This window comes from Streptomyces kronopolitis, assembly GCF_014646275.1.
GTDB lineage: Bacteria > Actinomycetota > Actinomycetes > Streptomycetales > Streptomycetaceae > Streptomyces > Streptomyces kronopolitis.
Genome location: NZ_BMND01000011.1, coordinates 1 through 14371 on the forward strand (window position 1 = coordinate 1; position 14371 = coordinate 14371).

14 protein-coding genes are annotated in these 14371 nt (G+C 73.4%); 4 read left to right on the top strand and 10 right to left on the bottom strand.

Going from position 1 to position 14371, the window contains the following annotated elements; translation table 11 throughout:
• From IEY78_RS14340 to IEY78_RS14355, 4 genes are all read right to left on the bottom strand, one after another.
• Positions 1 to 687 (bottom strand): biotin/lipoyl-containing protein (locus IEY78_RS14340; RefSeq protein WP_308426894.1); only part of this gene is annotated, 687 nt, incomplete at its 3' end.
• Between the two features lie 55 nt (positions 688 to 742).
• Positions 743 to 2131 (bottom strand): dihydrolipoyl dehydrogenase, encoded by a 1389-nt coding sequence (gene lpdA, locus IEY78_RS14345; protein WP_189098204.1) that lies wholly within the window; start codon positions 2129 to 2131, stop codon positions 743 to 745.
• Positions 2132 to 2496: 365 nt separating this feature from the next.
• Positions 2497 to 4035 (bottom strand): leucyl aminopeptidase, encoded by a 1539-nt coding sequence (locus IEY78_RS14350; RefSeq protein WP_189098206.1) that lies wholly within the window; start codon positions 4033 to 4035, stop codon positions 2497 to 2499.
• Between the two features lie 199 nt (positions 4036 to 4234).
• A complete protein-coding gene (locus tag IEY78_RS14355) occupies positions 4235 to 5029 on the bottom strand; it encodes an adenosylcobinamide-GDP ribazoletransferase (protein ID WP_189098208.1) in 795 nt (264 codons plus the stop codon).
• 166 nt (positions 5030 to 5195) lie between these two features.
• Between IEY78_RS14355 and IEY78_RS14360 the strand changes: the two genes are divergently transcribed.
• Positions 5196 to 5933: a hypothetical protein gene (locus tag IEY78_RS14360; protein WP_189098210.1), complete on the top strand. Its 738-nt coding sequence runs from the start codon at positions 5196 to 5198 to the stop codon at positions 5931 to 5933.
• On the opposite strand, the gene IEY78_RS14365 is transcribed toward IEY78_RS14360, so the two are convergent.
• The 5 genes from IEY78_RS14365 to IEY78_RS34425 form a co-directional block, all read right to left on the bottom strand.
• Positions 5908 to 6657 (bottom strand): hypothetical protein, encoded by a 750-nt coding sequence (locus IEY78_RS14365; RefSeq protein WP_189098212.1) that lies wholly within the window; start codon positions 6655 to 6657, stop codon positions 5908 to 5910. The two genes, IEY78_RS14360 and IEY78_RS14365, sit on opposite strands and share 26 nt — an antisense overlap.
• Positions 6654 to 8402, bottom strand: a complete 1749-nt coding sequence (locus tag IEY78_RS14370; RefSeq protein ID WP_229699951.1) for a phosphatidylglycerol lysyltransferase domain-containing protein — start codon at positions 8400 to 8402, stop codon at positions 6654 to 6656. The genes IEY78_RS14365 and IEY78_RS14370 overlap by 4 nt, the downstream gene beginning before the upstream one ends.
• 148 nt (positions 8403 to 8550) lie before the next feature.
• Positions 8551 to 9597, bottom strand: a complete 1047-nt coding sequence (gene cobT, locus IEY78_RS14375) for a nicotinate-nucleotide--dimethylbenzimidazole phosphoribosyltransferase (RefSeq protein WP_189098216.1) — start codon at positions 9595 to 9597, stop codon at positions 8551 to 8553.
• A 16-nt stretch (positions 9598 to 9613) separates the two neighbouring features.
• Entirely contained in the window at positions 9614 to 10372 is a 759-nt protein-coding gene (locus tag IEY78_RS34830; RefSeq protein ID WP_189098218.1) for a class I SAM-dependent methyltransferase, read from the bottom strand.
• A 62-nt stretch (positions 10373 to 10434) separates the two neighbouring features.
• Positions 10435 to 11841 (bottom strand): bifunctional adenosylcobinamide kinase/adenosylcobinamide-phosphate guanylyltransferase, encoded by a 1407-nt coding sequence (locus IEY78_RS34425; protein ID WP_229699952.1) that lies wholly within the window; start codon positions 11839 to 11841, stop codon positions 10435 to 10437.
• Positions 11842 to 12002: 161 nt separating this feature from the next.
• Here IEY78_RS34425 and IEY78_RS14395 point away from each other — a divergent pair, with 161 nt between their 5' ends.
• Complete coding sequence (locus IEY78_RS14395) at positions 12003 to 12218, top strand: hypothetical protein (RefSeq protein ID WP_189098220.1); 216 nt, start codon at positions 12003 to 12005, stop codon at positions 12216 to 12218.
• A gap of 85 nt (positions 12219 to 12303) precedes the next feature.
• On the opposite strand, the gene IEY78_RS14400 is transcribed toward IEY78_RS14395, so the two are convergent.
• Positions 12304 to 12900, bottom strand: coding sequence for a DUF3043 domain-containing protein (locus IEY78_RS14400; protein WP_189098221.1), 597 nt, complete (start codon positions 12898 to 12900; stop codon positions 12304 to 12306).
• Positions 12901 to 13231: 331 nt separating this feature from the next.
• On the opposite strand from IEY78_RS14400, the gene IEY78_RS14405 reads away from it, so the two are divergent.
• A complete protein-coding gene (locus IEY78_RS14405; protein ID WP_189098494.1) occupies positions 13232 to 14017 on the top strand; it encodes a PspA/IM30 family protein in 786 nt (261 codons plus the stop codon).
• Between the two features lie 56 nt (positions 14018 to 14073).
• Entirely contained in the window at positions 14074 to 14352 is a 279-nt protein-coding gene (pspAA, locus tag IEY78_RS14410; protein WP_189098223.1) for a PspA-associated protein PspAA, read from the top strand.
• Positions 14353 to 14371: the final 19 nt, after the last annotated feature.

The window sequence follows — 14371 nt, forward strand, 5'->3', positions numbered from 1 at the left end:
AGCGGCCGGGGCCGGCGCGGGGTCCGGAGCCGCGGCGGGGGCCGGGGCCGGGGCGGCAGCGGCCGGAGCGGCGGCGGCCTGGTCGGCCGAACCGATCACGGCGAGCTTGGCGCCGACCTCGGCGGTCTCGTCCTCAGCGACGACGATCTCCAGCAGGGTGCCGGAGGCCGGGGCCGGGATCTCGGTGTCGACCTTGTCGGTGGAGACCTCCAGCAGCGGCTCGTCGGCCTGGACCTCCTCGCCGACCTCCTTCAGCCAGCGGGTGACGGTGCCCTCGGTGACGCTCTCGCCGAGCGCGGGGAGGACGACGTCCGTGCCCTCGGCGCCACCCGCGGGGGCGGCGGCGGGGGCGGGGGCCTCGGCGGCCGGAGCCGCGGAGGGCTCGGGCTGCGGCTCGGCCGCGGGGGCCTCGGCAGCGGCCGGGGCCGGGGCAGCGGCAGGCGCGCCGGTGCCGTCGTCGATGACGGCCAGCTCGGCGCCGACCTCCACGGTCTCGTCCTCGGCCACCTTGATGGCGGACAGGACGCCGGCGGCCGGGGCCGGGATCTCGGTGTCGACCTTGTCGGTCGACACCTCGAGCAACGGCTCGTCGGCCTCGACGCGCTCACCCTCGGCCTTGAGCCAGCGGGTGACGGTGCCCTCGGTGACGCTCTCGCCGAGCGCCGGCAGGGTTACAGAAACCGCCATGGTTTCAGTTGCTCCTTACAAAAGTGGTGCGGATGTGATCGCGCCCGGGAAGGGGTCAGTCGTGGGAGTGGAGAGGCTTGCCGGCCAGGGCCAGGTGGGCCTCGCCGAGGGCTTCGTTCTGCGTCGGGTGCGCGTGCACGAGCTGCGCAACCTCGGCCGGCAGGGCCTCCCAGTTGTAGACCAGCTGGGCCTCACCGACCTGCTCGCCCATACGGTCACCGACCATGTGGACGCCGACCACGGCACCGTCCTTGACCTGGACGAGCTTGATCTCGCCCGTGGTCTTGAGGATCTTGCTCTTGCCGTTGCCCGCGAGGTTGTACTTGAGAGCGACGACCTTGTCGGCGCCGTACAGCTCCTTGGCCTTGGCCTCGGTGATACCCACCGACGCGACCTCGGGGTGGCAGTACGTGACGCGCGGCACGCCGTCGTAGTCGATCGGCACGGTCTTCTGACCGGCCAGCCGCTCCGCCACCAGCATGCCCTCGGCGAAGCCGACGTGCGCGAGCTGGAGGGTGGGAACGAGGTCACCGACGGCCGAGATGGTCGGCACGTTGGTCTGCATGTACTCGTCGACGAGGACGTAGCCGCGGTCCATCGCGACGCCCTGCTCCTCGTAGCCCAGGCCCGCCGAGACCGGCCCGCGGCCGATCGCGACCAGCAGCACCTCGGCCTCGAAGGTCTTGCCGTCGGCGAGGGTGACCTTCACGCCGTCGGCGGTGTACTCGGCCTTGTCGAAGAAGGTGCCGAGGTTGAACTTGATGCCCCGCTTGCGGAAGGCCCGCTCCAGCAGCTTGGAGCTGTTCTCGTCCTCGACCGGGACGAGGTGCTTGAGGCCCTCGACGACGGTGACGTCGGTGCCGAAGGACTTCCACGCGGAGGCGAACTCGACGCCGATGACGCCGCCGCCCAGCACGATCGCGGACTTCGGCACGCGGTTCAGCGTCAGCGCGTGGTCGGAGGAGATGATGCGGTCGCCGTCGATCTCCAGGCCCGGCAGCGACTTCGGCACGGAGCCGGTCGCCAGCAGGACGTGGCGGCCCTGGACACGCTGGCCGTTCACGTCGACAGAGGTCGGGGAGGACAGCCGGCCCTCGCCCTCGATGTACGTCACCTTGCGGGAGGCGATCAGGCCCTGCAGGCCCTTGTACAGGCCCGAGATGACCTCGTCCTTGTACTTGTGGACCGCCTCGATGTCGATGCCCTCGAAGGTGGCCTTGACACCGAACTGCTCGCTCTCGCGAGCCTGGTCGGCGATCTCACCGGCGTGCAGCAGAGCCTTCGTGGGGATGCAGCCGTTGTGCAGGCAGGTACCGCCGACCTTGCCCTTCTCGATCAGGGCGACGTCCAGGCCCAGCTGCGCCCCGCGCAGGGCAGCGGCGTAACCACCGCTACCGCCTCCGAGGATCACTAGGTCGAAAACGGTGCTGGCGTCGTTCGCCACGTCACGTCCTCCATGCATGGGTACGCCGGAGCCGGTCTCCGATGACCGGGCGGCGGCTGTGGTTCGGCCGCTTTTACTTCGGCCCTGGGTAAGGGGGGCCCTGTCCTGCCGAGAACCCATCTTCGCACTTGTTCCGGGAAGCCGGGACGGCGGGCCGGGCTGTGAGACGGTGATCAGCTGCCCCGTATGGGTTACTAACGGGTACAGAAAGTGCAGTGGCGCGAAGCGCCGCCTGGGAAGGGTGGTGGTGGGCGACGGGTGGGCTGATTTCGTTGAGGGCGAACGCGCGGCCGAGGCCCCGGGCGGGATGCCCGGGGCCTCGGGGATCAAGCGGACGGCGGGGCGGAAATGCCCCGGCCGGGCGGTCAGCCCAGGTCGCCGGCGGCGGTGCGCTCCGCCAGCCGGACCAGGGTGCGCACCGCGGATCCCGTGCCGCCCTTGGGGGTGTAGCCCCAGGGAGCGCCCTCGTGGAAGGCCGGGCCCGCGATGTCCAGGTGAGCCCAGGTGATGCCCTCGCCGACGAACTCCTTCAGGAAGAGGCCGGCGACCAGGCCGCCGCCCATCCGCTCGCCCATGTTGGCGATGTCGGCGACCGGGGAGTCCATGCCCTTGCGCAGCTCGGCGGGCATCGGCATCGGCCAGGACTGCTCGCCGACCTCCTCCGCGATCTCGTGGATCGAGGTGCGGAAGGCGTCGTCGTTGGCCATGATCCCGAACGTGCGGTTGCCCAGGGCGAGCACCATGGCACCCGTCAGGGTGGCGACGTCCACGATCGCGTCGGGGGACTCCTCCGAGGCGCGGGTCAGCGCGTCGGCCAGCACCAGCCGGCCCTCGGCGTCGGTGTTGAGGACCTCGACGGTCTTGCCGCTGTACATGGTCAGCACGTCGCCGGGGCGGGTGGCCGAGCCGGACGGCATGTTCTCGGCGAGCGCCAGCCAGCCGGTGATGTTCACCCGCAGGCCGAGACGGGCGGCGGCCACGACCGCGGCGAACACGGCGGCCGCACCGCTCATGTCGCACTTCATGGTCTCGTTGTGGCCGGCCGGCTTGAGCGAGATGCCGCCCGAGTCGTAGGTGATGCCCTTGCCGACCAGCGCCAGGGTCTTGTCGGCCTTGGGGTGGGTGTGCGCGATCCGCACCAGGCGCGGGGGAGCCTCGGAGCCCTGGCCGACGCCCATCAGGCCGCCGTAGCCGCCCTTCTTGAGCGCCTTCTCGTCCAGCACCTCGACCTTGAGGCCGAACTCCTTGGCGGCGGCCTGGGCCTGGGCCGCGAAGGACTTCGGGTCGAGGTCGTTGGAGGGCATGTTGATCAGGTCGCGGGCGCGGTTGATCTCGTCGGCCAGCGCGACGGCACGCTCGGCGGCGGCCTTGAACTCCTTGTCGCGCGGCTTGCCGCCGAGGATCGCGACCTCGCCGAGCGGCGCCGAGCGGTCGTCGTTCTTCTTGCCCTTGGCGCCGGCGCCGTTGCTGCTGCGGTACGCGGTGAAGGCGTACGCGCCGAGCAGGGCGCCCTCGCTCACCGCGGCGGCCGCCTCGGCGTCCTCGACGGGCAGGGCGAAGCCGGCCTTCTTGGTGCCGGACAGGGCGCGGGCGGCGCTGCCCGCGGCACGCCGCAGCGCCTCGTTGTCGTAGGTGTCGCCCTTGGCCGGGGCGTCGCCCAGGCCGACCGCCAGCACGACCGGAGCCTTGAGGCCGTCGGCGGCGGGCAGCTTGGTCACCTCGCCCTCGGCACCACTCGCGCCGAGGGTCTCCAGCACGGCGGCGAGCTTGCCGCCGAAGGCCTTGTCCACGGCCTCCGCGCCGGGGGCGACAACGACGCCCTTGGCGCCCTTGGCCACGCCGACGACGACGGCATCCGCACGCACCGTTGCGGCGGGAGAAGTACTGAGGGTCAGTGCAGTCACGGTGATAAGGGTCCTGTTCCGTCCGGGGAATCCGTCTGCGCGCAGCGCGCTGCTGCGGCGAGCCTACGCTCGGCGGCGCCGCGCGGCCCCGTCCCCTACCACACCGGCGACAACCCCCGTCGCGGAAGAAGGCGCCGTACTAGGTGAACTGCTATGAAATCAGGGCGAGTTGGAGGGCGCGGCGGCGGGCGGACGGGGGTCAGCCGAGGGCGAACGCGACCAGCGCGGTGAGCCCGGCGCTCTCCGCGAGCGCCCCGAACACATCGCCGGTCACCCCGCCGAACCGCCGCCGGCAGTGCCGCAGCACCAGCTCGCCGAGCCCGAGTCCGGCCACCGCGGCGAGCGCGGCGTGCAGCGCGCCGTACGGGCCGAAGAGGGCGCCGGCCGCCGCGCATCCGGCGGTCACCAGTGCCGCGCACAGCAACGCCGCCCGCCGCGGGACGCTTTCCGCGACCGCCGCGCCGAGTCCCTCCGGGCGGGCGGCCGGCACCCCCGCACGGGAGGCGAGGGTCAGCGCGGTACGGGAGACGGCCGCCGCGACGGCCGCCGCGACCGCGCCGCGCGCCCACCCCCCGGCGTACGCCTCGGCCAGCGCGGCCACCTGCGCCAGCACGGTGAACAGCAGCGTGAGCACCCCGAACGGGCCGATGTCCGACTGCTTCATGATGCGCAGGGCGTCCTCGGCGGGCTTGGCGCTGCCCAGGCCGTCGGCGGTGTCGGCCAGCCCGTCCAGATGCAGTCCGCGGGTGAGCACCGCGGGCACGGCGGCGGTGCCGACCGCGGCCAGCAGCGGACCGCCGCCGAGCAGCAGCAGCGCCAGGCCGACGGCGGCCGCGCACAGCCCGACGACCAGCCCGGCCAGCGGCGCGCTGAGCATGCCGCCGCGCGCCGCCGCCCGGTCCCAGCGGGTCAGCCGCACCGGCAGCACGGTCAGCGTCCCGAACGCGAAGCGCAGCGCGTCGGCGGCGGACGGGGGAGCGGGAGTGTCGGTCACCGCGGCAGGCTATCCGGGCGCCCTGGGCGTTTGGCTGCCGGTCCCGCGCGCCGGGAGGGGGCCTAATGGTGGCCGGGGTCTGTCGTGCGGATCGGGCCGGACCCCGCGAGCCCGATCCGCACGGCAGGCCCCAGGTGTCCGGACGCGGCAAAGGGGAGCGTGTGGGATGGGCCACTGGTGGTACCGCAACATCGTCGAACCGGGGAAGCAGCCGCTGCTGCTCGCCCTGGCCTCGTTCGTGCTGACCTTCCTCGTCACCCGGGTCATCACCCGCCTCATCCGCGCGGGCCGGGGGCCGTTCCGCGACATCAGCCCGGGCGGCGTCCATGTGCACCACGTCGTGCCCGGGGTGGTGCTGATGGTCGTCGGCGGCTTCATCGCGCTCGCCGGCGGGCGGCGGGGCTTCGGGTCCGGTGTCGCCGCGGTGCTCTTCGGCATGGGGGTGGGCCTCGTCCTGGACGAGTTCGCGCTGATCCTGCACCTCGACGACGTCTACTGGACCGAGGAGGGCACCAAGAGCGTCGAGATCGTCATCCTCACCGTCGCCCTGGTCGCCCTGATCCTGGGCGGGTTCCTGCCGTTCGGCGTCAACGAGCTGTCCCCGGAGGAGGCCACGGACCGCTTCACCGTGGTGCGGACCGTGGCCGTCAACTTCCTCTTCGCGCTCGTCGCGCTCACCAAGGGCAAGGGCCGGATGGCGGTCATCGGCGTCTTCGTGCCGTTCGTCGCGCTGTTCGGCGCGGTCCGGCTGGCCCGGCCGCACTCACTGTGGGCCCGCCGCTTCTACCGCAACCGGCCCAGGGCGCGGGCCCGCGCCCGGATCCGCGCCGTCCGCCACGACCGCCGCTGGTCGGGGCTGCGCCGCAGGGTCGAGCAGTTCATCGGGGGTGCTCCCAGCCGCTGACCGGCCCCGGGTCCGCCGGGGTGCGCGGCCGGCACACCTCCCGCAGCAGGCAGACCGCCAGCACCGCGAGCACCGCCGCCACATGCTCCTTGCCCGCCAGGTTGTTCTTGATGAACACCACCTCCAGGACCATCGCGGCCACCACCGCGCCGCAGGTGAACCACGCGCGATGGCGCCAGCACACGTACACCGCCAGCCCCACCACGGCCGCCGAAGGCCCGGTGTCCAGCACGTACTTGTCCGCGTCGGCCAGCCCGACCGGGCTCTGCGGGCCGATCCAGATGCCGATCCGGGCGTACATCGTCCCGGCGAGCGTGGCCAGGTAGGCGACGCCCAGCGTCTGCCGCCAGCCCACGCAGATCTCGGCGATCCCGAAGACCACCAGGATCTGCGCCAGCGCGCCCCACACCGGGAGGTCCAGCGCGGGCACGAACAGCGACAGCGGGGTGCGCAGCAGCGCCAGCCAGAGGTGCTCCCAGGCCTGGATGGCGCCGATGTCCTGGACCGCCCGATAGCCCCAGGCCTGGTTCTGCACGCACTGGAAGACCAGCGTCAGACAGACCGCGGCCAGCGTCACCGGGATCGCCCGCAGCTTCCGCACCGCCAGCGCGGACCGCACCGTGCTCAGCAGCGGACCCCACTCGGCAACCGCGGCGCGGCGCAGCAACGAGGCCTCCGCCCGCCCCGGCGCGGGCACCTCCCGCCCCGCCCCGGCCTGGCTCATCTCGCCTTCTCCAGGTGCTTGCGGTTCAGCCACTTGGGCAGACCCGGTGCTTCCAGAAAGCCTTCCGCGCGGCCCGCGGCGATTCCGATCCTCAGCAAATCGGTGCTCTTCTCGAAGAGCATGTAGCGCGGCTCCCAGATGGGCCGGTATTTCGCGTTGGCGCGATAGAGCGATTCAATCTGCCACCACCGGGAGAAGAAGCTGAGCAGCGAGCGCCACAGGCGCAGCACCGGGCCCGCACCGAGCCGCGAACCGCGTTCGAAGACGGAACGGAACATCGCGAAGTTCAACGAGAGCTGAGTGATCTCCACCTCTTTCGCGCGCTGGATCAACTCCAGCACCATGAACTCCATCAGGCCGTTCTCGGAGTTCCGCTCGCGCCGCATCAGATCCAGCGAAAGGCCCTTCGGACCCCACGGCACAAAGCTCAGCAGCGCCCGCAGCTCACCGTCCGCGTCACGGCATTCGAGGAACACGCAGCTGCCGTCGGCCGGGTCGCCGAGCCGGCCCAGCGCCATCGAGAAACCGCGCTCGGTCTCCCCGTCGCGCCAGTCGTCGGCCAGCTCCAGCAGCCGGTCCATCTCCTGCGCGGGGATGTCCTCGTGGCGCCTGATGCGGACGGTGTAGCCGGCCCGCTCGATGCGGTGGTACGCCTGCCGCACGGTGCGCATCGCCCGCCCGGCGAGGGTGAACTCCGCGGTCTCCACGATCGCTTCGTCGCCCAGCTCCAGCGCGTCCAGCCCGTGCCGGGCGTAGATCGTGCCGCCCTCCTCGCTCGCGCCCATCACGGCCGGCGCCCAGCCGTGCTCGCGCGCCTCGGCCAGCCAGCCCTCGATCGCGCCGGGCCAGGCCTCGGGGTCGCCCAGCGGATCACCGGAGGCCAGCGACACCCCGCCCACCACGCGGTAGGTGACCGCGGCCTTGCCGCTGGGGGAGAACAGCACGCTCTTGTCGCGGCGCAGCGCGAAGTAGCCCAGCGAGTCGCGGTCGCCGTGCCGGGCCAGCAGCCCGCGCAGCCGCTCCTCGTCGTCCGCGGTGAGCGCGTCGGTGGTGCGCACCGAGCGGAAGGCCGCCCACAGGACCGCGACCAGCAGCAGCGTGCTGAGCACATTGATCGCGACATCGACCCAGTTCGGGGTGGTGATCTCCGGGAGCGCCCGGCCCTCGGCGGCCAGTGACACCAGCCGCATCAGGCCGTAGCGCCAGCGCTCCACGAACGTCGAGGGGACGCCCGAGGTGTTCGTGGCGCTCACCAGCAGCGCCGCGAGCAGCGAGGTGACCAGCAGGCCGCCGGCCGCGACCGCCGCCGCCAGTTTCGGATTCGCCCGGTCGCCCTTGGCGTAGAACTCCCGGCGCCCGATCACCAGCGCGGCGATGAACAGCACGGTCAGCGCCAGCGAAACCCAGTTCTGCACATGTGCGCGGAACTCCGGGAACGTGGCCATCACGAAGGCCAGCGGCGCCGCCAGCAGACCGGACAGCACCAGATTCAAAATCCACGAGGCCCGCTTGCGCCGCCGCAGGGTGACGCAGAGGAAGAGCGAGAAGGCACCGGAGGCGAAGCCCGCCGTCAGCAGATACGGAGTGAAGAATTCCGCGCTGTTGTGCCGGCGGATGCCGTTACCGAACGACACCCACACCGCGCTCAGCACATTGATGAACGTGACCGTGCGCAGATACCAGATACCGAAACCGGCACCACGCCGTGACCATGGACCGCGCGCGCGGCCTTCCTCCGGACTCAAGCGATGTCTCCCATAAAACGTGTAAAGCGCGATCTTATGGGGCGCACACCGGTGGTCCGGTACGGCGAGAAGCACACGAGCGCCCGCAAAGGGGCGCTCGTCCGCTCGCATCCTCCCGGCGGCCCGGCCGCGGTGGGCCGGTGCCGGGTCAGTCGCGCACGGGCAGCTCCGCCGCCAGGGCCGCGGCCGCCTGCACCAGTGGCAGGGCGAGCAGCGCCCCCGTCCCCTCACCCGCAGTGACGCCGTGGTCGAGCAAAGGGTTGAGCGCGATCCGGTCCAGGGCCTTCGCCTGCGCCGGCTCCCCGCTCGCCTGCCCGGCCACCCACCAGTCCGGCGCCCGGAACGCCACCCGCTGCGCCACCAGCGCACAGGCGGCCGAGACCACGCCGTCCAGGATCACCGGGGTGCGGCGCACCGCGCTCTGCAGCAGGAAGCCGGTCATCGCGGTCAGATCCGCGCCGCCGACCGCGGCCAGCAGCTCCAGCTGATCGCCGAGCACCGGACGGGCCCGCCGCAGGGCGTCCCGGATCGCCGCACACTTGCGCATCCACGCCAGATCGTCGATCGGGGACCCGCCCCGACCCGTGACCACCGAGGCGTCCGTGCCGCACAGCGCGGCGATCAGGGTGCTCGCGGCGGTCGTCCCGCCGACGCTCAGATCGCCCAGCACCACCAGGTCGGTGCCGGCGTCCGCCTCCTCGTCGGCGAGGGCCATCCCGGTCCGGAACGCGGCCTCGGCCTCCTCGGCGGTCAGCGCGTCCTCGATGTCGATCCGCCCCGAACCGCGCCGCACGCGGTGCCGGGTGACCTCCTCGGGCAGCTCCTCCGGCGCGCAGTCCACCGCCAGATCGACCACCCGCAGCTGCGCCCCCGCGCCGCGGGCCAGCACCGCCGCCGGGCTCGCCCCGTCCAGCGCGGCCCGGACGAGATCCCTGGTGGTCCCCGCCGGGCGGGCCGAGACACCCAGCTGGGCCACGCCGTGATCGCCCGCGAACAGCAGCACCCGGGGCCGCGCGAGGGGCCGCACCGGCACCTGCTGCTGCGCGGCGGCCAGCCACTCGCCCAGCTCGTCCAGGCGGCCCAGCGCCCCCGGTGGCACGGCCAGGCGCGCCCGCCGTTCCTCGGCGGTCCGGCGCACCCCGCCGTCGGGGCGCTCGATCAGGTGGGCGAAGTCATCGAGATTCAGGGCGCTCATTGGGCGCAGATTACCGTCAACGCACCGCTGACGAGGCACGTCGGAGGGAACGGGCTCCCGCGAAGCGCACCTCGCACACCAGCGGCGTCAGCGCCCGCAGCACCGGCGCCCGCCGCCCGAGCCACGACGGCAGGCCCCACGCCGCCGCCCGCCCCGCCCCACCCGGCGCCGGGACCGGCACGACCTCGCGCACCGCGGCGATCCCGGGGTGGGTGCCCACCAACCGCGGCAGGTCACCGCGGTCCAGCCCCCAGCGGACCGGCGCCGGCCGCCGGCCCCCGCCCGGCGCGGCCGCGGCCCGCCGGACCAGCGCCGCGGCTGGCCGTGGCAGGGCGTCAAAGACCAGCGCACCACCGGGAAACCGCTCCGCGCACGCCGCCAGCAGCGCCCGCACCTCCGCCGGCGGCAGCCGCATCAGCACCCCCGGCGCCGTGACGACGACCCCGTCCCGCGGCTCGTGCACCGCGTCCAGCCAGTCGTGGGCGCCCGCCGGGCAGGCGACCGTACGCCGCCGGGGCCCGTCCGGCAGCAGCATCCGGCGCACCGCGGCGGCCTGCGGCACCACCACCGTCAGCCAGGTCAGCCGCCCGTTGTCCAGCCGCCAGAAGCCGGTGTCGAGGCCCTCCCCGAGCGCGACCACCGTCGCCCGCGGGAAGCGCTCCAGATAGCCGCGGACGGCCGCGTCGAAACGCCGCCCGCGCGCCCCCGGTCCCCGGGCGGGCGACGCGGCCCGCCCGGCCGGCGCACCGGTCCGGGTCCGCTCGGATTCACTCACGCCTCAAGAGCACCCGGCGCCGCTCCCCGGAGCAAGCGGACACGGGGCCCGCCGGGCCTGTGTCATCCACGCAGCGCAAGCGCCTGGCCCGCGACGACCAGCAGCACCTGCTCGCACTCCGCGGCGAACGCCGCGTTCAGCCGCCCCAGTTCGTCGCGGAACCGGCGGCCCGCCGGTGTCGCCGGGACGACCCCGGAGCCGACCTCGTTGCTGACCGCCACCACCGGCCGCGAGGTCGCGCGCACCGCCGCCACCAGCGCGTCGGTCCGCTCCCGCAGCGCCTGCCGTCCCCCGGCCGCCCAGGTCTCCTCGTCCCACGCCCCGACCTCGTCCATGACGTGCGTCAGCCACAGCGCCAGACAGTCGATCAGCAGCGGCGAGGCATCGGCCGCCCGGCCGGCCCCGGAACCGGCCCCCGCGACGCCCCCGGCGGCCTCCGCCCCGGGCCCGCCGATGTCCCCCGGACTCGCGGCGTCCTTTCCCGGCCCGCCGACTTCGCTCGGCCTCCCGGCTTCCCTCCCCGGCCTGGCGGCTTCTCTTCCCGGCCCAGCGGCTTCCCTCCCCGGCCTCCCGGCCTCCAGAAGCGGCACCAGGTCGCACGTCTCCACCGTCCGCCAGCTGCCCGGGCGCCGCTCCCGGTGCAGCGAGACCCGCTGCGCCCAGTCCTCGTCGCCGTCCCGGGTTCCGCCGGTGGCCACGTACACCACGTCCGGGAAGGCCTCCAGCCGCCGCTCCGCCTCCACCGACTTGCCGCTGCGCGCCCCGCCCAGCACCAGCGTCCGCCGCGGCAGATCCGGCACCGCGTGATACTCCCCGACCACCAGCGAACTGCCGTCCGCCACCGCGCGGGCCCCAGCCGCCGCCAGCCTGCGGTGCAGCTCGGGGCCCGGCGGCACGCCGTGGTCCACGTGCACCGCGACCACGTCCGTCGCCGCGTCGACCAGCCCGCCCGCCCGCAGCCGGGCCAGCGCGTCCGGCCGCTCCAGCACATCGAGCAGCACCATGTCGTAGGGCCCCGCGCCGCCCCGGTCGCGGTCCCCGCCGCCCGCCAGCCCGGCCGGTGCCGCGCCCGGCGGCAGATACAGCAGCCGCTCGCCTTCCGCCCCGGTGATCTCGTAGCCGGTGCCGGGGATGTCCACCGCGACCGCCCGCACCCGGTGCCCGTCGAGCAGGGCAAGCTCCCGCCCGTCGGCGACCCGCGCCGGCTGCGGCAGCCCGGCCGGCACCTCCATCGCCGGGCCGTCGTGCGGATGCGAGAGCAGCACCTGCCGGACGCCCGCCAGCGACCGCCCGGCCCGGGCCGCCGCGAAGGCCGGCCCCGGCGTCAGATCGATCAGCAGCACGCCGTCGACGAGCAGCGCGGTCGCCGCCCGCGCCCCGTCGCCGACGGCCGTCGCGCAGGCGGCACACGGGCAGCCGGGGCGCGGCAGCCCCCGCGGGGCCCCGGTGCCGAGGAGAGTCACATCCACACCGCCGAGTTTCTCGCGTCCGGCCGCGGGCAGCGCGGCGGGGGCGGACTCGACACGGCCGTTAGGCTGCCGATCAGCACGGAAGCACGCCCTCGCGCGACGTGGCGGGACCACGTCCGCGGCGGCACGGACTCGTACCCGGTGGGATCCAGGAGGCGGACATGGCGTGGACGTGGCGGTTCGAGACGGCGGACGGCGCGGAGGCGGCCCCCGCCGTGCAGCCGGAGGAGTTCACCACGCAGGGCGACGCGGAGTCCTGGATCGGCGAGGAGTGGAAGGCCCTCCTGGAGGGCGGCGTCGACCAGGTCAGGCTCTTCGAGGACGGCACCGAGATCTACGCGGGCCCGATGAGCCTGCACGCGGACGCCGAGGGCTGAGCCCGCGAAACGCGGCGCGGCCGGCCCCCGAGGAGGGGCCGGCCGCGCCGCATTTCTGTCCGCAACAGCGGGGCGAATCCGCCGGTCAGGGGCGCTGACCCCGCTTGACCTGCGGCTTGGGCAGCCGCAGCCGCCGCATCTGGAGCGTGCGCATCACCGCGTACGCCTTCACGCCCTTGAGGTTCTCCTTCGGGAAGCGCTCTTCGAGCCGCTTGCCCAGACGGAACCAGATCAGCACCGAGTCGAGCACGATCAGCACGATCAGCACCAGCCACAGCAGCAGCGCGATGCTCTGGATCGAGGGCACCCGGATCATGGTGAGCACCAGGATCACCACGGCCATCGGCAGGAAGAACTCGGCGACGCACCAGCGGGAGTCGACGTAGTCCCGGGCGAAGCGGCGCACCGGACCCTTGTCGCGCACCGGCAGATACCGCTCATCGCCGTTGGCCAGCGCCTCGCGCTGACGGGCCATGTCGCTGCGGCGGGCGTCGCGCTGGGCCTTGGCGGCGTCCTTGCGGTTGGCCGGCGTGTGCGCACGGGAGCGGCGCTGCGACTGCGCCTGGTTGCGTTTGGGCGTCGCGCGGCCCTTGGGGGCCTGCGGATCGCGGGGCTGCTGGGGCTGGTCCGCGGTCACCTTGGCGGTCGCGGCCTGCTCATCCTTCGAACGGCTTCGGAACACAACACCCAAGAGTACGTGCTCGCCGCGGCGGGGCCACGGTCCGACGGGCACGATCCGGCAACGGAGCGCCCCGGGCCGTACCGTCTCACCGGCGGCGCCGGTGGCGCCAACCCGGTCAGAGCGGGCATCACCCAGCTTTTCCGGACTCTCCACTACTCCCTGGGCGGGAGGAACGGCGCCCGCGATCGTCCTGGAGGAGGAGCGCATCCGGGCGCGAACAGTGCGGTAATGGAACCAGGGCCCGTACTGTGGGGTCTGTAGATGTGCTGGAGCCTAAGCCCGAGGCGACTCGGTCAGAAGGGGGCGCGCGAGGCCCATGAGCGATGGTGTCATGAAGCGGATGGGGATGATCTTCCGCGCGAAGGCCAACAAGGCCCTGGACCGGGCCGAAGACCCGCGCGAGACCCTCGACTACTCGTACCAGAAGCAGCTGGAGCTGCTGCAGAAGGTGCGCCGCGGGGTCGCCGACGTGGCGACCTCCCGCAAGCGCCTGGAGCTGCAGCTCAACCAGCTCCAGGGCCAGTCCGCCAAGCTGGAGGACCAGGGCCGCAAGGCGCTGGCGCTCGGCCGCGAGGACCTGGCCCGTGAGGCGCTGACCCGCCGCAGCGCGCTGCAGCAGCAGGTCACCGACCTGGAGACGCAGCACCAGACCCTGCAGGGCGAGGAGGAGAAGCTCACCCTCGCCTCCCAGCGGCTGCAGGCCAAGGTCGACGCGTTCCGCACCAAGAAGGAGACGATCAAGGCCACGTACACGGCCGCCCAGGCGCAGACCCGGATCGGAGAGGCCTTCTCCGGCATCTCCGAGGAGATGGGCGACGTCGGCATGGCCATCCAGCGCGCGGAGGACAAGACCGCGCAGCTGCAGGCCAGGGCCGGTGCCATCGACGAGCTGATGGCCTCCGGCGCGCTGGACGACCCGTCCGGCATGGCCAAGGACGACATCACCGCCGAGCTGGACCGGCTCTCCGGTGGCAGCGATGTCGAACTGGAGCTGCAGCGGATGAAGGCCGAACTCGCCGGGGGGCCGTCCGACGGCCAGCAGGCCCTGGAGAGCGGCCAGAACGGCGGGTCCCAGCCCGCCCGGCCGCAGGACCAGCCGCGTTTCGACAAGCAGTGACGGTCCGCGGCCGCTAGCCTCGCAGAGATCGTCGGACCGGACCAAGGGAGACCGTCGTGATCGTACGGATCATGGGGGAGGGCCAGGTGAAGCTGGACGATGCCCACTTCACCGAGCTCAACAAGCTGGACGATGAGCTGCTCGCCGAGATGGAGAGCGGCGACGAAGAAGGCTTCCGGCGCACCCTCGGCGCCCTGCTCGACGCGGTGCGCCGCCTGGGCGCACCGCTTCCCGACGACGCCCTCGAACCGTCCGCCCTCATCCTGCCGTCCCCGGACGCCTCGCTCGACGAGGTCCGGGAAATGCTCAGTGACGACGGGCTGATCCCGGGCTGAATTCCGGCCGGGCCGCGCC